This is a genomic window from Xanthomonas sp. WHRI 8393 (genome assembly GCF_040203315.1).
In the GTDB taxonomy this organism is placed as follows: domain Bacteria; phylum Pseudomonadota; class Gammaproteobacteria; order Xanthomonadales; family Xanthomonadaceae; genus Xanthomonas; species Xanthomonas arboricola.
Window position 1 is genome coordinate 305,575 of sequence record NZ_JBEGGL010000002.1, and the last position, 17,733, is coordinate 323,307.

16 protein-coding genes are annotated in these 17,733 nt (G+C 66.9%); all 16 read right to left on the bottom strand.

Features of this window, described 5'->3' with window-relative positions:
- Positions 1–65 precede the first annotated feature (65 nt).
- Positions 66–1,136: an SAM-dependent methyltransferase gene (locus ABQ137_RS07235; RefSeq protein WP_047130759.1), complete on the bottom strand. Its 1,071-nt coding sequence runs from the start codon at positions 1,134–1,136 to the stop codon at positions 66–68.
- Between the two features lie 17 nt (positions 1,137–1,153).
- Positions 1,154–1,936, bottom strand: coding sequence for a DUF1295 domain-containing protein (locus ABQ137_RS07240; protein WP_047124205.1), 783 nt, complete (start codon positions 1,934–1,936; stop codon positions 1,154–1,156).
- Positions 1,933–2,478: a DUF2878 domain-containing protein gene (locus ABQ137_RS07245; protein ID WP_047128427.1), complete on the bottom strand. Its 546-nt coding sequence runs from the start codon at positions 2,476–2,478 to the stop codon at positions 1,933–1,935. Before ABQ137_RS07245 ends, ABQ137_RS07240 begins: the two co-directional genes overlap by 4 nt.
- The gene (locus tag ABQ137_RS07250) at positions 2,475–3,770 is read right to left on the bottom strand and encodes a class I SAM-dependent methyltransferase (RefSeq protein ID WP_349781762.1); all 1,296 of its coding nucleotides are present in this window, start codon (positions 3,768–3,770) and stop codon (positions 2,475–2,477) included. Before ABQ137_RS07250 ends, ABQ137_RS07245 begins: the two co-directional genes overlap by 4 nt.
- Positions 3,767–4,672 carry a DUF1365 domain-containing protein gene (locus ABQ137_RS07255; RefSeq protein WP_349782344.1) on the bottom strand — a complete coding sequence of 302 codons (906 nt, stop codon included), beginning with the start codon at positions 4,670–4,672 and terminating at the stop codon, positions 3,767–3,769. Before ABQ137_RS07255 ends, ABQ137_RS07250 begins: the two co-directional genes overlap by 4 nt.
- Positions 4,672–5,922 carry an NAD(P)/FAD-dependent oxidoreductase gene (locus ABQ137_RS07260; protein ID WP_184516690.1) on the bottom strand — a complete coding sequence of 417 codons (1,251 nt, stop codon included), beginning with the start codon at positions 5,920–5,922 and terminating at the stop codon, positions 4,672–4,674. The genes ABQ137_RS07255 and ABQ137_RS07260 overlap by 1 nt, the downstream gene beginning before the upstream one ends.
- Positions 5,919–6,917, bottom strand: a complete 999-nt coding sequence (locus tag ABQ137_RS07265; RefSeq protein ID WP_024940527.1) for an acyl-CoA desaturase — start codon at positions 6,915–6,917, stop codon at positions 5,919–5,921. The genes ABQ137_RS07260 and ABQ137_RS07265 overlap by 4 nt, the downstream gene beginning before the upstream one ends.
- A gap of 226 nt (positions 6,918–7,143) precedes the next feature.
- The gene (locus tag ABQ137_RS07270; protein WP_184433995.1) at positions 7,144–7,986 is read right to left on the bottom strand and encodes an anti-sigma factor; all 843 of its coding nucleotides are present in this window, start codon (positions 7,984–7,986) and stop codon (positions 7,144–7,146) included.
- A complete protein-coding gene (locus tag ABQ137_RS07275) occupies positions 7,983–8,546 on the bottom strand; it encodes a sigma-70 family RNA polymerase sigma factor (RefSeq protein WP_024940529.1) in 564 nt (187 codons plus the stop codon). Before ABQ137_RS07275 ends, ABQ137_RS07270 begins: the two co-directional genes overlap by 4 nt.
- 58 nt (positions 8,547–8,604) lie before the next feature.
- On the bottom strand, positions 8,605–8,973 hold the full coding sequence (locus ABQ137_RS07280) for a DUF4345 family protein (RefSeq protein ID WP_024940530.1): 369 nt from the start codon (positions 8,971–8,973) through the stop codon (positions 8,605–8,607).
- A gap of 85 nt (positions 8,974–9,058) precedes the next feature.
- Positions 9,059–9,847, bottom strand: coding sequence for a hypothetical protein (locus tag ABQ137_RS07285; protein ID WP_184379932.1), 789 nt, complete (start codon positions 9,845–9,847; stop codon positions 9,059–9,061).
- 195 nt (positions 9,848–10,042) lie between these two features.
- The gene (gene rnfB, locus ABQ137_RS07290) at positions 10,043–10,474 is read right to left on the bottom strand and encodes an Rnf electron transport complex subunit RnfB (protein WP_049818222.1); all 432 of its coding nucleotides are present in this window, start codon (positions 10,472–10,474) and stop codon (positions 10,043–10,045) included.
- A gap of 1 nt (position 10,475) precedes the next feature.
- The gene (locus ABQ137_RS07295; protein WP_349781766.1) at positions 10,476–11,066 is read right to left on the bottom strand and encodes an HAD family hydrolase; all 591 of its coding nucleotides are present in this window, start codon (positions 11,064–11,066) and stop codon (positions 10,476–10,478) included.
- Positions 11,067–11,264: 198 nt separating this feature from the next.
- On the bottom strand, positions 11,265–13,352 hold the full coding sequence (gene metG, locus ABQ137_RS07300; protein ID WP_349781768.1) for a methionine--tRNA ligase: 2,088 nt from the start codon (positions 13,350–13,352) through the stop codon (positions 11,265–11,267).
- Between the two features lie 233 nt (positions 13,353–13,585).
- Positions 13,586–14,035, bottom strand: coding sequence for a DUF2147 domain-containing protein (locus ABQ137_RS07305; protein ID WP_016904108.1), 450 nt, complete (start codon positions 14,033–14,035; stop codon positions 13,586–13,588).
- Positions 14,036–14,140: 105 nt separating this feature from the next.
- Positions 14,141–17,731: an ABC transporter permease/M1 family aminopeptidase gene (locus ABQ137_RS07310; RefSeq protein WP_349781770.1), complete on the bottom strand. Its 3,591-nt coding sequence runs from the start codon at positions 17,729–17,731 to the stop codon at positions 14,141–14,143.
- Positions 17,732–17,733 lie beyond the last annotated feature (2 nt).

The window sequence follows — 17,733 nt, forward strand, 5'->3', positions numbered from 1 at the left end:
ACGCCGACATGTCGCGCTTCACTTACGCGGGCCGCCTCGTCGTTTCGATGCGCGCGCGTGCGTAATCAGCGTTTGACGAAGCGGTAATGCGCCACGCCCCATTCGCGGCCCTGGTCGTAACCGAACAGCTCGGCGCAGGCCAGCCAGAACATCCGCCAGCGCTGCCACCAGCGCTGCGCATCGTCGCCATAGGTCTGCCGCAGTAGCGGCATGATCTGCTGGCGGTGGCGGTCCTGGTTTTCCAGCCAGGCGTTGGCGGTTTTTTCGTAATGCTCGCCCGATAGCACCCAGCGCTGTTCGATGACCACGTCCTGCTGGAAATGCAGCAGGGTATCGGCCGCCGGCATCAGCCCGCCGGTGAAGAAATGCCGTCCCATCCAGTTGTCTTCGCCGGCCACTTCGAACGGGTAGGCCAGGTCGCGGTGGCAGAAGATATGCACGAACAGCTTGCCGCCTGGCGCCAGCCAGCTGCCGACGCGCGCCAGCAGCTCGCGGTAGTTGCGCATGTGTTCGAACATCTCCACCGACACCACGCGGTCGAAGTTGCCCGGCGGCAGCGCCAGCGCGTTGACGTCGGCGGTGATGACCTGCACGTTGCTCAATCCGCGCACCCGGCACTGCTCCAGGATGTGCGCGCGCTGCGGACGCGAGTTGGACACCGCGGTGATGGTGGCGCCGGGATAGCGCTCGGCCATCCACAAGGTCAGCGAGCCCCAACCGCAGCCCAGCTCCAGAATGCGTTGGCCATCGGCCAGTTCGGCGCGCTCGCCGTACAGCGCCAGCATGCGTTCTTCGGCCGCATCCAGATCCGGCGTGGTGGCGTCCCAGTAGCAGCTGCTGTACTTGAGCCGGCGGCCCAGGCACAGGGTGAAGAACTGCGGCGGCAATTCGTAGTGCTGGCGATTGGCGGCATCGGTTTCGATCGCGATGGCGCTGGCACGCAGGCTGTCGATGAAGGCGCGTTGGCGCTCGCCGCTGGCGTCGGCACCGCCGGTACGCTCATCGCGCAGACGTTGCGCACACAGCCGGCGGATGCCGTAACGCAGTGCGGCGTCGGGGAGCACGCCGGATTCGGCCAGCCGGGTGGCGAAGGATTCTTCGGGCAGCGAGGAGGGCGGGATGGTGACAGTGGACATACGACTCTCCAGGCGACTCAGGACGAAGGGGGAAGTGGGAAAAACGCGCTGGTGCTGCGCTGGTATTGCGCGTAGTCCTCACCACGCGAGCGCAGCGCCTGCTGCTCGGTGTAGGGAATGCCGGTAAAGCGATACAGGAATACGAACATCACCACCGGCCCGAGCGCAGCCAGGGCAAGCGGCCACGGCCCGGCACCGACGGCCAGCGCCAGATAGGCGAACCAGTGCACGAACTCGAAGAAGTAGTTGGGATGGCGCGAATACCGCCACAATCCGCTGCGGCAGGTGACGCCGCGATTGGCCGGGTTGGCCTTGTGCGCAGACAGTTGCCGGTCGGCCAGGGCTTCGCCACCGACCGCGATCAACCACACCGCAATCGCCAGCGTGCTCCACGCGCTCCAGGCCGGAGTCGGATTGCTGGCAGCGGCCAGAAACGGCACACAAAACAGCACCACGACCACCGCCTGCGCCAGGAAGAAGCCCAGGAATTTGCGTTGGTCGCCGTTCCAGTGCTCGCGCAGGGCGCGATAACGGCCATCTTCGTGCGGGTCGCCGAACACGCGCACGCCCAGATGCAACGCCAGGCGCGCGCCCCAGACACCGCCGAGCACGCCGACCAGCACGCGCGGCAGCAGCGCGCCATCGGACATCCACGCGCAATACGGCGCCGCCACCGCCAGGCACGCGGCCCACAGCACGTCGACCGGGCCGGCATTGCCGCTGCGGCGTTGCCACAGCCAGCCGACCACCATCACCACGCTCGCAAACACGCCCACATGCAGCAGCGGCCAGGCATTCATTGCAGTTCTCCCCTCAGGTGTTCAGGCGATGGTCGCGCGAGGCGGCGTGCATACAGCGACAACAGACCGCAGGCCACGCCCCAGCCGATGCCGACCGCGACCGCCGCATGCAGCTGCGGCGGCTGGAATTGCACCGCCTGCCAGCTGCGTTGCGCCAACCAGTACGAAAACGGCCCGAAGATCGCGCCCAGCAGCACCGCCAGCCACGGCCGCTGCATCACCGACGCCAGCGAATGATTGAGCGTGAGCGCAAAGCCCAGCCACAACGCCAGGATCCAGGCCGGCGCCAGCAGGGTGCCCGGCCACGGCGCGGCATAACGCACCCAGCCTGCGGCGGCCAGCGTGGTGTCCAGCAGCAAGCCCAGCGACAGCGCGGCGACCAGCAATTGCAGATCGCCCGGCGCACGCCGCGACGGCCACAGCTGATACAGCGCGAACAGCGCCAGCACCAGCAGGGTGGGCCAGATGCGCGCATGCGCAGCGGCGCTGACGGCCACCAGCCACAGCACCTGCAGGCCCAGATAGTTGCCGAGCTGCTTCATGCGTCAACGGGAAGGCCGGGCACGAACTGCGGCGGGCGTGCGCCCGGCTTGCTCAGCCATAGATGCACATCGCCGATCGAGCGTTCCAGGAAACCGGCTTCGCAATAGGCCAGATAGAACTCCCACATGCGGATGAAGCGCTCGTCATAGCCGAGCGCGCGCACCTGCGGCAGCTGCGCCATGAAGCGCTGCCGCCAGGCGCGCAGCGTCAACGCATAGCTCGGCCCGATGTCTTCCAGGTTGAACAGGCGCAGGTCGCTGGCGCGTGCGATCGCGCCGGTCATCGCCGCCACCGACGGAATGAAGCTGCCGGGGAAGATGTGCCGCTTGATGAAGTCCACCGAGCGCAACGCCTGCGCATAGCGATGGTCTTCGATGGTGATGGCCTGGATCAGCGCCTCGCCATCGTCGGCCAGCAGGCTGCCGACCTTGGCGAAGTAGGTGTCCAGATACTGATGGCCGATCGCCTCGATCATCTCGATCGACACCACCCGGTCGTAGCGGCCGTCCAGATCGCGGTAGTCGCGCAGCAACACGGTGACCCGGTCGCTCAGGCCGGCCGCGGCGATGCGCTGGGTCGCCAGTTCGAACTGCTCGCGCGAGATGGTGGTGGTGGTGACGCGGCAGCCATGCTCGCGTGCGGCGTGCAGCGCAAAGCCTCCCCAGCCGGTGCCGATTTCCACCACATGGTGTTGCGGGCCGAGCCGCAGTTTCTGGCAGATGCGTTCCAGCTTGCGTGTGGCTGCGCGCTCCAGGGCGGCCTCGCCCTGGGCTTCTTCGCCCTCGACGAAGATCGCCGAGGAATACATCAGGTTCTCGTCCAGGAACAGGCGGAACAACGGGTTGCCCAGATCGTAATGCGCGGCGATGTTGCGCCGGCTGCCGCTGCGGGTATTGCGTGCGAACGCATGCAGGCTGCGCATCGCCCAGCCGCCCAGCCGCGCGGTGCCGGTCTCCATCGCATCCAAGCGCTCGCGATTGCGCAGCAGCAGGCGCATCAATGCGACCAGATCGTCGCATTGCCATTGCCCGTCCATGTACGACTCGCCGGCACCGACGCTGCCGTTGAGCGCGGCCTGGCGATAGAAGCCGGGGTCGATGACGCGCAACTGCATCTGCAGCGCATCCGCACCACTGGCGTTGCCGAGGGTGGTGACGCCATCGGCTTCGTGCAGCTGCAACTGTCCATCATGCAGCTCGCCGAGCGTAGCCAGCAGGCGCTTGCGCAATAGGCGGTCCGTCCAGGAAGCCGCGCGCGGCGCAGCGGTGTCGGGCAGGGACGTGGCGTTCATCGGGGTTCTCGCACAGGCGGATGAGGGTGATCGTGGACGGGGTTGCCGCGCAGCCACAGGCGCAGGGCCTGCCAGTGGATGGCCAGCACCACCTGCACGGTCATCAAGGGGTAGGCCAGCAGCGTGCGCGCCAGGGTGCGTGCGTTGAGCGGCTGGCGTTGCAGAACCAGGGTGGCATCGAAGCGGCGCGTGCCGCGCTCGCTGCCTGCGCCACCGGCGTCAGGATGAGCGGCCGGCGTATCGCCGCCGGGTGCATCCAGCACCTGCATATGCACGCGTAATTGCGCATCCGGCACACTGAAACGCCAGTCGTACTGGTGCTGCATGCCCATGAACGGCGAGACATGGAAGCGCTTGTCGAAGCGCCAGGCATGCACGTCGCGATGCGTGCGCGCCTGCGCGACCGGCAGCACGTAGGTGTGGCGCTGCTGCCAGGGCGTATTGGTGATTTCCGCAACGATCCAGCGCAGGCCACCGTGGCGATCGAAACAGTAGTAGAAGCTGACCGGATTGAACACATGGCCGAAGTAGCGCAGATGCGTGAGCAGGCGGATCGCGCCATCAGGGCGCTCGCCGGTCTGGGTCTGCACGCAATCGCGCACGGCCTGGTCCAGCGGAACGTTTGGATCGCCGAGATAATCGCTGCGCCGGAACTGCGCCAGGTTGGCGCGCCCCACCGACCACAGCCAACGGCGGGCAAACACCGCATCGAGCTCGGACAGATCCAGGTACATCAGGAACAGCCGGTAGCGGAACGCCAGCGCCCTGGGCGCGAACCGACGGTGCCGCACCCAGCCGGTGTAGATCGCGCTGCGCAGTGTGCCGGCCACGCTGCCGGCACCGCTGTCCTCGCCCGGAGGCAGCGGTACCGCATCGGAGCTGGCTTCGCGCAGCAGCTGCATCACCAGTCCACTCCCAGGCCACGGGCCACGTCCACGCCGCTGCGCAGGCCGTCCTCATGGAAGCCGAAGCCCCATGCCGCGCCGGCAAACCAGGTGTGCTGCAGGCCCTGGATCTCGGCCTTGCGCGTCTGCGCGGCGAGCGCGGCGGCGTTCTGTACCGGGTGGCGGTAGCGCATGCGCCGCAGCACCTTGTCCGGAGCGATGTCGTGGTCGCGATTGAGGCTAACGATGAACGGCTGCGGCGCTTTGATCGACTGCAGGGCGTTCATCCAGTAACTGACCGTGCACGGCGCCTGCGGGTCGGCCGGCACATGCGCATTCCACGCTGCCCAGGCGCGGCGGTCGCGCGGCAGCACGCTGGCGTCGGTGTGCAGGACGGTGTCGTTGTCCTGGTAGGTGATGCCGCCCAGGATCTGCTGCTCGGCCGCTGTGGCATCGCTGAGCAAGGCCAGGGCATCGTCGGCATGGCAGGCCAGCACCACGTTGTCGAAGTGCTCCTCGCCACGCAGGGAGCTGAGCACCACGCCGTTGGGCGCGCGCCGGATCGCATGCACCGGCGTGGACAGGCGCTCGAGCACCTGCCAGCGCCGACGCAGCGCACGCACATAGCTGTTGGAGCCGCCGCGCACCACCTGCCACTGCGGACGCCCGCTGAGCTGCAGCATGTGGTGATTGGCCATGAAGCCGATCAGCTGGCCCATCGGGAATTCGAGGATGCGTTGCGAGGGCGATGACCACAACGCCGAGGCCATCGGCACCAGATGCTGGTCGCGAAACGCGTCCGAGTACCCATGCCGCTGCAGATACGCGCCCAGCGTGCTGAAGCGCTCCTCGCTGTGCAGCACTGCCGGTGCCTGCCGGTAGAAGCGCCGCAGGTCGGCCAGCATGCCCCAGAAGCGCGGGCTGAGCAGGTTGCTGCGCTGGCAGAAGAGCCCGCCCAGGCTGCCGGCGTTGTATTCGAGCCCGCTGCGCGCATCGTGCACCGAGAAGCTCATCGTGGTCGGCTGCGCGGCCACGTCGAGCTCGGCGAACATGCGCGTGAGCAGCGGATAGTGCTGCGGGTTGAACACGATGAAGCCGCTGTCCACCGCATAGCGCTGGCCGTCCAGCTGGATGTCGTGTGTATGCGTGTGCCCGCCCAGATAATCGGCGGCCTCGAACAAGCTGACCTCGTAGCGGCGCGACAACAGCCACGCTGCGCCTAGGCCGGCGATTCCGCTGCCGACCACGGCAATCCTGCCCTCGCTCATCGGCTCACCCGCTCGGCACGTTGGGTGAGCGATTTCGGCATCGGCTTGAGGTCCCACACCAGGCCCACCCACGACATCGCGGTGAGCCCGTACCAGGTGACGTCGTACTCCCACCAGCGCAGGCCCTGGCGCGCCGAGCCGGGAAAGAAGTGGTGGTTGTTGTGCCAGCCTTCGCCGAAGGTGAGCAGCGCCAGCAGCCAGTTGTTGCGGCTGTCGTCGCGGGTGTCGAAGCGCCGGCTGCCGAAGCGGTGCGCCAGCGAATTGATGGTGAAGGTGGCATGGAACAAGGCCACGGTGGAGATCACAAAGCCCCACACCAGCAGCTGCGCACCGTTGGTCTTCAACGCGGGCGCGGCAACCGCCAGCCAGTCGCCGAGCAGGTACAGCCCGATCGCCAGCAGCACCGGCATCACGATGTCGAAGCGGTCCAAAAAGCGCAGCTCGGCAAAGCGACGCAGGTCGGGGATGACCTCCCAATCGGTGCGGAAGTTGCGCGGGGTCAGGAACCAGCCGGTGTGGCTCCACCAGAAGCCGTGCTGCGCCGGCGAATGCGGATCGCGGCCGGTGTCGGTATGGCGGTGATGGTTGCGATGATGCGCGGCCCACCACAGCGGCCCGCGCTGCACGCAGGTGGCGCCGATGGCCGCGAACAGGAACTGCAGCACGCGCGAGGTCTTGAACGCGCGGTGCGAGAAATAACGGTGATAGAACCCGGTCAGCGCGAACATGCGTAGCGCGTACAAGGCCACCGCCATGCCGACCGCGAACCAGGACGCACCGACCCAGAACACCGCCAGGCAGGCCAGGTGCAGCGCGATGAAGGGCAGGGCGCGCAGCCAGTCGATGCGGTCTGCGCGTGCTTCGTCCAGCGGCTCGTCGGTTTGCGAATCCACCCAACGACGCAGGCTGCCGGTGCGTGCTGCGAGCCACCCGCGACGGCGGGTGTCGGCAGGCTGCGGCGGCGCGGCATGTGGGTCAAAGCCAGTACTCGGCACGCGTGGTTCTCCGTGTGTAGTCGTGACCCTTTACGGACGCCGCCGGCAAACAGATGCACCAGCCGGTTTGATCGTCGCATGCGTGCGCACAGTTGGCGTGCCGGTGCGAACGAATCGCGCAATTGCGCACACATTCAACGGCGCACGCCAGGGTCGAGGCGGATGAGGCTGTTGCCTGGAGGCCGCCGCCTGCGACGTGGTCGCAGGCGGCGTCAGGCGCGCCGGATCAGGGCGCCATTGCCAGTGTGCTGATGCCGCCCTTGGCCACCACGGTCCCGGTGGCAATGCCGCCCGGTGCGCCGCCTGGCGGCTCCAGCGTGACGGCCAGGATGGCCTCGTTGCTGAGCATGGGCATCAGCTGATCGGGAATCTGCGCGCGGCGTGCCCGCTGGTCGTCGAAGGTACCCATCGAATGGGCCTTGCCGTCCGGCGTGATCAGCCACAGCTCGGGCACCTTGTCGGCGGTGGCGGTGCGATCCAGCGGCGTCACCGTGATGGTGTGCTTGTCGGCATCCATCAAGGCGACATAGCCCGGACGGCCGTCTTCGGTGGCCAGCGTGGAGGTCATCGCGATGCCGGTCGCCGGCGCGGTGGTGGTTGCAGGCGGCGTCACCGGTGTCTGTACCACCGGGCCGGTGCCCGGCGGCGGCTGCACCGCTGCCGGCGGCGTGCGCAGGTTCAGCAGCGCCAGCACGCAGACCGCGGCAGTGGCCAGGCCAGCGGCGCTTGCCCAGCGCCAGAACCGCACGCTGTTCCACACCGCTGGCTTTGGCGTGCCTGACGGCGGCGCTGCCGATGGCGCGGAGGCCACCGCATGCAACGGCGTATCGAAGCCCAGCGTCTGGCGGATGCGTGCCCAGACCTGGCCGGGCGGCGTCACTGCGGCGATCTCGTCCAGCAACGGCGCCAGATGTTCCTGCCACTGCGTCACCGCCTGGGCGAACTGGCCGTCGGTGGCGACGCGTTGTTCGGCAGCCAGGCGCTGGTCGGCACTGAGCAGGCCCAGCACGTATTCGCCGGCCAGCACGTCGCGCGGCGGTTCCTGGTCAATGGGAAAGGGCGTGCTCATCGTTCCAGACATGCCTTGAGTTTGGCCAGGCCGCGGCGGATCCAGCTCTTGACCGTGCCGATCGGTGTGTCGGTGCGCGCGGCGAGTTCTTCGTAGGTAATGCCATCGAAGAACGCGGTGCGGATCAATTCGCTGCGCGGCGGCTCCAGCTCGGCCAGGCAATGGTCGATGCGGCGACGCGTGCTGGCGCGCTCGGTGCGCTCCAGCGGCGAGGCATCGCCGGCGCGCAGTTCGCCGGCATCGTCCAGCGCCACGTTGCGGCGTTGCGGTGCATTGGCGCGCAGATGATCGATGGCCTTGTTGCGCGCGATCATCGCCAGCCAGGTGAGCCCGCGTGCACGGGCGGGATCGAACTGCCCGGCCTTGTGCCAGATCAGCGTGAACACGTCCTGCAGCACCTCTTCGGCTTCGGCACGTTGCGGGATCATGCGCAGGCAGACCCCGAACAGTTTCGGCGAGGTCTGCCGGTACAGCGCTTCGAAGGCATGCCGGTCGCCGCCCGCGGTTGCGGTCAGCAGTCGTCCGGTTTCATCGTCGTCGTGGCCAGGGATGGCACTCATGCGGTCGGGCGTTGTCTGAGGTGGGGGCGATGCTACCGGACTGTGCTGACGCTGTCCTTCACTTGCGCTGAAACCACAGCAGCACTGCCGCGAGCAGCAGCAGGATCTCGACGCCTGCCAATGCCACCGTGGGTGCGGAGACCGGCCACAGGCGCGCCAGCGAGACGCTGCGGAACAGCACGATCGGCACGTAGAACGCGAGTGCGACCAGCAGGCCGGTGCGCGGTTGATCGATCCAGGCGAAGTAGCCGAACAGGAACGCCATGCCCAGCTGCAGGCCGCCATAGATGACCAGGTATTCCGATTGCCCGGCCGGCGAGAGCTGGGTGTAACCCACGGCATTGGCGGTCTTGGCCGGCGAGAGCGTGCACCAGATTGCCAGGACGACGTAGAGCACTGCGTTGATCCAGAGGTAGGCCTTGGCCATGGCGATGGTCCTGTATGGGGAAGAAGTGACCGGGCCGTTGTACGCAACCGCGTGTGGTCGAACGTGAAGATGGCAGGTGTCTGGTTCACGGGGCGCTGCAGCTCTTGGCCAGCGGCTGCTCGCGCGCCTGGCGCAGTTCATCGGCGCCGACGGCACGCGCAGCGGTGTCCGGAAAAACGATGCGTACGTGCGGATAGCGGCCACGCGCGTCGCGCAGGTTGCCCACGCCACGGAACTGCAGCAGGCGCTTGTCGGCGATGGAATAACGCACTTCGAGCGAGGGCACCGCCGCGCCGTACCAGGCATCCAGGCTCAAGCGAAACCGCCGCTCGCCGCCGGTATCGCCGATACGCTCGACACGAAACGCCAACTGGCGTTGCAGGCTGGGCAGCACGAAGTCCACGCGTTGCGGCGCGCTGGCGAGCGCCTCCCAGTTGTTGCGCAGGTAGGCATCGAAGCCGGCATCGATCACGCGTGGGCCGTCGTCGGCCGGCAATGGCGTGCGCTGCTCGGCCTTGCCGGGCTCCTGCTGGAACATCTCGCGCACGCCGTTGCGTTGCCGCACGCCCTGGCGATAGCCGTCGCGGCCGTCGATCAGGCTGAAGTCGGGCGAGCTGCCGCCGCCATCGACCTGCTTGCGCGCGAACGGGCGCCCATCCGGGCAGCGATACAGCACCACGCGTCCGCCATCGTCGAGCAGCCAGTGCGACTCGCGATAGCGCAACGCGCCGCTGTCGCCATCGAAGGCATCGCCATCTACGCGGGTGACCGCAGCCGCACTCAGTGGCAGGCCGCCCAGCACCAGCAGCAGCAACGGCGGAATCGGCCGGCAGACGGTGGCGAGCGCGGCAACGGCGGCGGCGAATGGGCGCATCGGCGGATTCCTCGATGGGAGTGCCTACCAATACGAGCGCATCCGCAACACGGATGCGCCGGACGCGTCAGGACGTTCCTGACAAACAGGGCGTCGTTGGCGGCCGGTGCCGTTGGTCAGGGATCGCGTCGCGGTGAGATGCGCGCAACGCTGGCAGGCGTTGCGTTTGACGCGGCATGCCGCCTCGCCAGCCGCTCAGCTGCCTGGGTGCAGCGCGATGCAGTCCACCGGGCAGGCCGGCAGGCACAGCTCGCAACCGGTGCACAGCGCGGCGATCACCGTATGCATGTGCTTGGCGCCGCCGACGATGGCGTCCACCGGGCAGGCCTGGATGCATTTGGTGCAGCCGATGCAGTCGGCCTCCACGATCCAGGCCACCTGCGGCGGCGTGTGGCTGCCACGGCTGCGATCGTACGGGCGTGCCGGACGCTGCAGCACGTGCGCCAACGCGCGTGCCCCGGCGTCGCCGCCGGGCGGGCAGTGATCGACATCGGCCTGGCCGTTGGCCATGGCGTGCGCATACGGGCGACAGCCGTCGTAGCCGCACTGGCCGCACTGGGTCTGCGGCAGCAGGCGGTCGAGGCGTTCGACCAGATCGGGCGATGAGGCGGGCGTTGCGATGTGCATGTCAGTGCAGCAGGTTGCCGCGATACCAGCGCTGCTGCGCCAGCGCCAGCATCGGCTTGTCCTCGCGGCTGTCGCCGTAGGCATGCACGCATGCGTAGTGCGACAGGTCGTAGCGCAGGCGGATCTGCGCAGCCTTGTGCGGGCCGCAATCGCCGTCTGCATAGCGCCCGCTCAGCACGCCGGCGTGGTGTCCCAGCTTGTTGCAGATCAACGACAGGCCATGCTGGGCGCACCACGGCTGCAGATACAGGTCCAGCGATGCCGACACCAGCACGACTTCATGCCCCTGTGCCTGGTGCCAGTCGATGCGTCGCATCATCTCGGCGCGCAACATCCCGGGCAATGCGTTGCGTGCATGGTCAGCCCCATGGGCGGCCATCTCGTCCAGCGAGCGACCACTGAAGACCAGGCGCGTGACGCGCGCACGCAAGGCGTGTGCGGAGACCAGCCCGATCCGATAGCCGAACACCCAGAGACCGGCCTGCCATTTCGCCGTCGCCAGCTGCGCAGGCGTCGCCACCTTGCGCAGGAAGCGCGCATAGCTGTCGCAGGTGGTGATGGTGTGGTCGAAGTCGAACAGGGCCAGGTGCATGGGGGCGGGGATTGGGGAGTTGGGAGTGGGGATTGGTTGGAGGCGTGGTGTCTGTTCCTTCTCCTTTCGGGAGAAGGTGCCCCGCAGGGGCGGATGAGCGGTCGGGCCAGGCACGCGTGTCAGGTCTCCCTCAACAATCAGCTCCGGCTTTTACGAATCCCGAATCCCGATTCTCCAATCCCGCCCCCCAATCCCGCCTCACCGCACCGGCATCCCCGGCTGCGCACCACTATCGGCGTCCAGCAGTGCCAGCGCGCCGCCGTCGAAGCCGGCCGACAGGATCATGCCTTCGCTGATGCCGAAGCGCATCTTGCGCGGGGCCAGGTTGGCGATGAACACCACGCTGCGGCCGACCAGCGCTTCCGGCTCGCCATAGCTGGCGCGGATGCCCGAGAAGATCTGGCGCTTGCCCAGTTCGCCGGCATCCAGTTCGAAGCGCAGCAGCTTGTCCGAGCCTTCCACGAATTCGCACACCAGCACCTTGCCGATGCGCAGGTCGAGCTTGGCGAAATCGTCGATGCCGATGAGGTTGGAAGTGGCGGTCGGGGATTGGGGATTGGCAACGGCCGCCGGTTTCGTCTCGGCCTTAGACGGGGCGGGCTTGGCGGTAGTGACAGCGGGTGCCGCAGGTGCGGCCATGGTGTCTTTTGAAGCGTCGGTCATGGCGTCGATCAGTTTGGGGTCGATACGGGTGAACAGGGCGGTGTAGGGCTGGATCACGTGGGTGGTCAGCGGGCGGGCGACGTCTTCCCAGCTGGTCATCGGTGCCGACAGGAAGGCTTCGGCCTCGGCACAGGTGCGCGGCAGGATCGGCTTGAGCGCGGCCACCAGGATCCGGAACAGGTTCAGGCCCTGCGTGCACACCGATTGCAGTTGCGCATCGGCGCCGTCCTGCTTGGCGATCACCCACGGCTTGGTGTCGTCGATGTACTTGTTGGCCTCGTCGGCCAGCGCCATGGTCTGGCGGATCGCGCTGGCCGCATCGTTGCGCTCGTAGGCCTCGCGGATCGGCGCCAGCGCGGCGACGAAGCGGTCGTACTGTGCCGGGTCGGGCAGGGCGTCGGCCAGCTTGCCGTCGAAGCGCTTGCCGATGAAGCCGGCGCAGCGGCTGGCCAGGTTGACGAACTTGCCGACCAGATCCGCATTGACCCGCGCGATGAAATCGCCCAGGTTGAGGTCCAGGTCGTCCACGCCGCCGGACGACTTGGCCGCGAAGTAGTAGCGCAGCGCCTCCGGTTCCAGGCCCACGTCCAGGAAGGTCCGCGCCATCACGAAGGTGCCGCGCGACTTGGACATCTTGGCGCCGTCCACGGTGAGGTAGCCGTTGACGTGCAGCCGGGTCGGCGCGCGATGGCCGGTGCCGTGCAGCACCGCCGGCCAGAACAGGCCGTGGAAATTGACGATGTCCTTGCCGATGAAGTGATGCAGCTCGGTCTGCGTGCCGGCCACCAGATGCGCATCGAAGTCTTCGCCCATCTGCGCGCACAGCGTCTTGAAGCTGCACAGGTAGCCGATCGGCGCGTCCAGCCACACGTAGAAATACTTGCCCGGCTGGCCGGGAATCTGGAAGCCGAAATACGGCGCATCGCGCGAGATGTCCCAGGCGCGCAGGCCGCCTTCGGTGTCCAGCCATTCCTTGAGCTTGGCCTTGACCCCGGGCAGCGCCACATCGCCGGCCAGCCACTCGCGCAAAAATCCATCGAAATGGCCTACTTCGAAGAAGAAATGCTCCGAGTCGCGCAGCTCCGGCGTGGCGCCGGAGATCACCGATTTGGGCTCCTTCAGCTCGGTCGGCGCGTAGGTGGCGCCGCAGACCTCGCAGTTGTCGCCGTACTGGTCGGCGCTGCCGCAGTTGGGGCAGATGCCCTTGATGTAGCGATCCGGCAGGAACATGCCCTTTGCCGGGTCGTAGAACTGCGCCACCGAGCGGCGGCTGATGTGACCGGCGGCCTCGAGCTTTGTGTAGAAGGCTTCGGTGAGCGCGCGATTGACCGGCGAATTGGTCGAATCGTAATGATCGAAGGTCACCCCGAACGCGGCGAAATCGCGCTCATGGCTGGCCTGGATGTTGGCGATGAAGGCTTCCGGGGTGACCCCGGCCTTTTCGGCGGCGAGCATGATCGGCGTGCCGTGGGTGTCGTCGGCGCAGACGAACCAGGTCTTGTCGCCGCGCAGCCGGCGTGCGCGCACCCAGATGTCGGCCTGGATATAGCCGACCAGATGGCCAAGATGCAGCGGCCCGTTGGCGTAGGGCAGGGCGGTGGTGACGAGTGCGGTGCGGGTCATGGCAGGCGTAATGCGGGGGACAGCCGATTATCGCATTAGTCGGGAGCAGGGATTGGAGCTGGGAATCGGGAATCGGGATTGGGGAATCGGTCAAAGCAGGGTCATGCGGCCGTGTTGTCAAGGCGCGCCGGTGTTTGGGCACGCATGTAGCGTCAGGATGGAGGCGCACAAAAAAGGCGCCCTCACGGGCGCCTGCTCTTACCGATTCCCCAATCCCGATTCCCGATTCCCGGCTATTCGCGAATCCAGGTCTGGGTCCGGCCCAACGCCTCGATGCCGACATAGCCGCGCATCTGCAACTTCTTGCCGCCGTCGGTCAGGGTGACCTTGGCCTTGTAGGTCTTGCCCTTGGCCGGGTCGAGCACCGAGCCGCCGCTCCACACCGCGGTGCCGTCCGGCTTGAGGCCCCACAGGATGGTCATGCCCTTGATCGGCTTGCCCTTGAGCGCGCCATCGCACTTGTCGCAGGTCGGGTTGGGCCCGTGGTTGGACTGCAGGATGTCGACTACCTTGCCGCTCAGCGTGCCGTTGCCGAGCTGTTCGATCTGCACCACCGACTTGGGCTTGCCGGTCTCGTCGTCGATGGTCTTCCAGCGGCCCACCGGCGAATCGGCGGCCTGGGCCAGCAGCGAGGCGGCGGCCAGCGGCAGGGCCAGCATCAGGGTCTTGAAGGTCTTGCGCATGTGTCCCCTCCCAGGGATTGCTATGGCCGCCGTCGACGGCCTGACCGGAATGTATACCGTGGAGTATGGTGGCGGAAAGACGCGCTGCGGAATGCGTTCATTCGGCTACTGCAGCGTCACCTGCCTGCGGTTGTCCGCCGGCACGCGGTCGATCAGCTTGTTGTCCGGATCGAAGCCGGCTTCGACCGGCAGGCGGTCCACGGTCATGCTGAAACTGGGCGCGGCGCTGGTGACGTGCTGCCGTTGCAAGGCCAGCACCGGCGCTTGCGCGTCCTTGCCGGCCGGAGCGCCGTAGATCGCCACTTCGATCCAGTCGTCCAGCGGCACTGCATGCTCCTTGCCCTTGCCATCAGCCTGCAGCTTGGCCGCCTGCGCTTGCACGGTCACCTCGAAGCGGCCATCGGGGCGCTTGCGTGCCTGCGCGCTGACCACGCGGTTGTCGTAGAAGGTGATCTTCTCGAACAGGTCGGTGATCAGCCCTTGCTGGTCCGGGCGTGCTTCGGCGCGAATGGCCTGCAGCAACTCGGCCGAGGTGGTGTAGGGCGGTTGTTGAAACGCCTTGGCCGCCAGAAAGCGCTGCAATGCGCGATTGAGCGCCTGCTCACCGATGTCCTCGCGCAGCCGATAGAATGCCAGCGAGCCCTTGCGGTAGTGGATGTATTGCTGATCCTCCACCCGATACAGCGGCAACTCCTCGATGGTTTCGCCACCACGGCCTTCCAGGTAGCGATCCAGCTCGTAGCGGAGGAAACGGCGCATATGCGCGCGTCCGTACTCGCGCTCCATCACCATCAACGCCGAATACTGCGCCAGCGATTCGGACAGCAGGGTGGCGCCCTGCACGTTCGCACCGATCACCTGGTGCGCCCACCACTGGTGCGCCACTTCGTGCGCGGTGACATAGAACACGTAGTCGATGTCGTCCTTGTCGCGCAGGTCGGCGATGAAGCCGATCGACTCGGAGTAGGGAATGGTGTTGGCGAACGACTGCGCAAACCGCGCGTAGCCGGGGAACTCGATGATGCGCACCTGATGATGCTGATACGGGCTGAAGTTGGCTTCGTAATAGGCCAGCGATTTCTGCACGCTCTCGATCATGCGCTGCACGTTGTACGGATGCTTGGGGTCGTAATAGATCTCGATCGGGATGTTCTTGTAACGCGCCTTGCGCACTTCCCAGCGTGCCGACAGGTAGGCGTAGAAATTGAGCATGGGGCGATCCATCACGTAGCGGAAGCAGCGCCTGCCATTGCGTTGGAATTCCTGTTGCAGATAGCCCGGCGCCAGCGCGATCTGGTCCGGCGCGGTGCAGACGGTGCTGGCGAAAGCGAGCCAGTCGGCATCGTTGCTGACGTAGGTGTTGGCGCGCGCGGCCTGGTCTTCGAGCTTGGGCATGCGGGTGGGTTCGCCCAGGCCGCGCTTGCGGCGCTCGTTGCGGTCGCTGATCTCTGCCTGCGTGTTGTAGCCGAACCAGGGCAGCCGGGTGGTGTTGAAGAAGCTGCCGTTGGCGACCAGTTCGGTTTGCGCCTGCTCGGCGGTGAGGCCGTGCGGATGCTGGTCCACGCGGAAGCGGAACACGCGCTCCTGCCCGGGTTGCAGCGGTGTCTGCAGGCGGTAGATGCGATAGCCGGCCGGGATATCGTGCGTGGTCAGCGTCTGCCCGCCCAGATCCACCTTGACCAGGCTGCGGTCGCCAGTGCGGCCCTGCATGCCGATGTGCACTTCGCTGATCGGTGTGGGGTGGGTGTTGCGCACCGTCCAGGTGGCATCGACCACGACCGACTGGGTTTCCGGATGCAGGTCGACGTGGTTGTCGACGGCGACGATGCGCGGCTGCGGCAGATCCTTGTACTTGCGGTAATCGCGCTCGTAGCGTGCCTGCAGGTCCAGCTGTTGTTCCGGCGACAGGAAGCTGTTGTAGACGTTGGTGTTCCAGTACAGCCAGCCGCCGATCGCCGCGAAGCCGAGCAGGGTGATCGCCAGGGCCGCACCGGTCGGGCTGTGCAGGCGCCGTAACGCCAGCCGCACGCGCTGGTGCAGGCCATGGCCCACGCCGCGCGGCCAGAACGCCGAGGACAGCAGCAGCAGTGCCAGCAGGAACACGCCCCAATAGCCCTGAAACCACAACTGGCCGGGCAGGAAGTGCCCGTAGCCGTTCATGTCCGAATACGGCGCGTTGGGCCAGCCGCCAAAGGTGTAGAGGTTCTGGGCGTAGTCGAGCATCGACAGCACCGATTGCCCGATCAACACCAGCATCAGCAGCGCATAACCGACGAACTTGTTGTTGCTCAGCACCTGCAGCGCCAGCGCCATGCCGCCCATCAGCACGTACAGCACCGAGCCCAGCGCCAGCGTCTTGAGATACAGCAGCGGCTCGATGCTGGTATAGCCACGGCCCAGCTGCAGCGCGATCGAGGTCAACGCACCGGCGGCCTGGAAGCTGGCGATCACCGCCAGCAAGGCGACGAACTTGCCGAGCAGCGGCACCCAATCGGGGACCGGCATCGCGTCGGTGATGCCGTCGATGCGGTTGCTGCGCTCCTTCCACACCAGCTCGCCGGCATAGAACAGCACCACGATGATCAGCAGAAAGCTGTAGCTGTTCTGCAGCGCCTCCAGCATCAACGAGGTCACCGGCAGCACGGCAGTGCCGTAATAGCGCGCTTTGAACAGCGCGGTCGGAATGAAGTTGGCCAGGCCCAGCATCAGCAGCACCACGAACGGCGCGCTGCGCAGCACGCCCAGCGTGTCGAAGCGGATCTGGCGCAGCAGTTGCCGCCATGCTGTGGCCGCGCCGAAGCGCGGGGTGACCGTCAGGCGTGTCGTGCTGACGCGCGCGCTGGCGGGAGGTGCATCAGCGGGCGTAACCGACGCCACACCATGGCGCCGCCGCGTCCCGCTGCGCTCGGTACGGAACAGCGCGAAGGTGGCGGCAAACAACACACCGCTCATGCCCAGCCACACCGCGCGATTGGCGAGCAGGTAGCCGGTCAGCGGCGGTAGCTGGTGGTTGCGCTGCTCCACCGACCAGTAGCGCAGCGTCTGCGATAGCGCGCGAATGCCGAGCGGGTCGGCCAGCGTGGCAATCCACACATTGTCCAGGTCGGCCATCAGCGCACGGCTCACGCCGTACAGCACGAAGAACACGATCACGCCGATGTAGACCCACAGGATGCTGCGCGTGGTCACCGCCAGCACCGACAGCAGCGCGGTGGTGAACAGCAGGTTGGGCAGCACCAGCACCAGCAGCGACCACAGATAGGGCAGCACCGCGACCGGCCCGAGCCGCGCCCGATCGATCCACGGCATGAACTGCGCGGCGAACATGCCCAGCGCGATCACCACATACATCAGCATGCCGGCGATCAGTGCAGCACCGATGCGGCCGAGCAGGTAGTCGCGCCGCCGTATCGGTGTGGAAAACACCAGCTCGGCAGTGCCCAGGTCAAAGTCGCGCAGCAGGGCATTGCTGACGAACAGGGTGATCACCAGCAGGCCAAGCAGGCTGAAAAGCCCCAGCAGCGTGGCGATCACCGTAGGCGCATTGCGCAGCACGTTGCCGATGCCGCCGCCGATCTGCACCGCATCGCTGGACAGCGCGGCAAACGCCAGCAACGCGTACAGCGCGGCCAGCAGCCACAGCAAGGGTGAACGCAGTTGTTCGCGCAGCTCGAAGCGCAGGAACGCCATGATCATCG

Excerpts from the sequence above, each read along its gene's own strand:
- ABQ137_RS07235 (WP_047130759.1), bottom strand. The coding sequence starts at position 1,136 with ATGTCCACTGTCACCATCCCGCCCTCCTCGCTGCCCGAAGAATCCTTC.
- ABQ137_RS07240 (WP_047124205.1), bottom strand. The coding sequence starts at position 1,936 with ATGAATGCCTGGCCGCTGCTGCATGTGGGCGTGTTTGCGAGCGTGGTG.
- ABQ137_RS07245 (WP_047128427.1), bottom strand. The coding sequence starts at position 2,478 with ATGAAGCAGCTCGGCAACTATCTGGGCCTGCAGGTGCTGTGGCTGGTG.
- ABQ137_RS07250 (WP_349781762.1), bottom strand. The coding sequence starts at position 3,770 with ATGAACGCCACGTCCCTGCCCGACACCGCTGCGCCGCGCGCGGCTTCC.
- ABQ137_RS07255 (WP_349782344.1), bottom strand. The coding sequence starts at position 4,672 with ATGCAGCTGCTGCGCGAAGCCAGCTCCGATGCGGTACCGCTGCCTCCG.
- ABQ137_RS07260 (WP_184516690.1), bottom strand. The coding sequence starts at position 5,922 with ATGAGCGAGGGCAGGATTGCCGTGGTCGGCAGCGGAATCGCCGGCCTA.
- ABQ137_RS07270 (WP_184433995.1), bottom strand. The coding sequence starts at position 7,986 with ATGAGCACGCCCTTTCCCATTGACCAGGAACCGCCGCGCGACGTGCTG.
- ABQ137_RS07275 (WP_024940529.1), bottom strand. The coding sequence starts at position 8,546 with ATGAGTGCCATCCCTGGCCACGACGACGATGAAACCGGACGACTGCTG.
- ABQ137_RS07280 (WP_024940530.1), bottom strand. The coding sequence starts at position 8,973 with ATGGCCAAGGCCTACCTCTGGATCAACGCAGTGCTCTACGTCGTCCTG.
- ABQ137_RS07285 (WP_184379932.1), bottom strand. The coding sequence starts at position 9,847 with ATGCGCCCATTCGCCGCCGCCGTTGCCGCGCTCGCCACCGTCTGCCGG.
- rnfB (WP_049818222.1), bottom strand. The coding sequence starts at position 10,474 with ATGCACATCGCAACGCCCGCCTCATCGCCCGATCTGGTCGAACGCCTC.
- ABQ137_RS07295 (WP_349781766.1), bottom strand. The coding sequence starts at position 11,066 with ATGCACCTGGCCCTGTTCGACTTCGACCACACCATCACCACCTGCGAC.
- metG (WP_349781768.1), bottom strand. The coding sequence starts at position 13,352 with ATGACCCGCACCGCACTCGTCACCACCGCCCTGCCCTACGCCAACGGG.
- ABQ137_RS07305 (WP_016904108.1), bottom strand. The coding sequence starts at position 14,035 with ATGCGCAAGACCTTCAAGACCCTGATGCTGGCCCTGCCGCTGGCCGCC.
- ABQ137_RS07310 (WP_349781770.1), bottom strand. The coding sequence starts at position 17,731 with ATGATCATGGCGTTCCTGCGCTTCGAGCTGCGCGAACAACTGCGTTCA.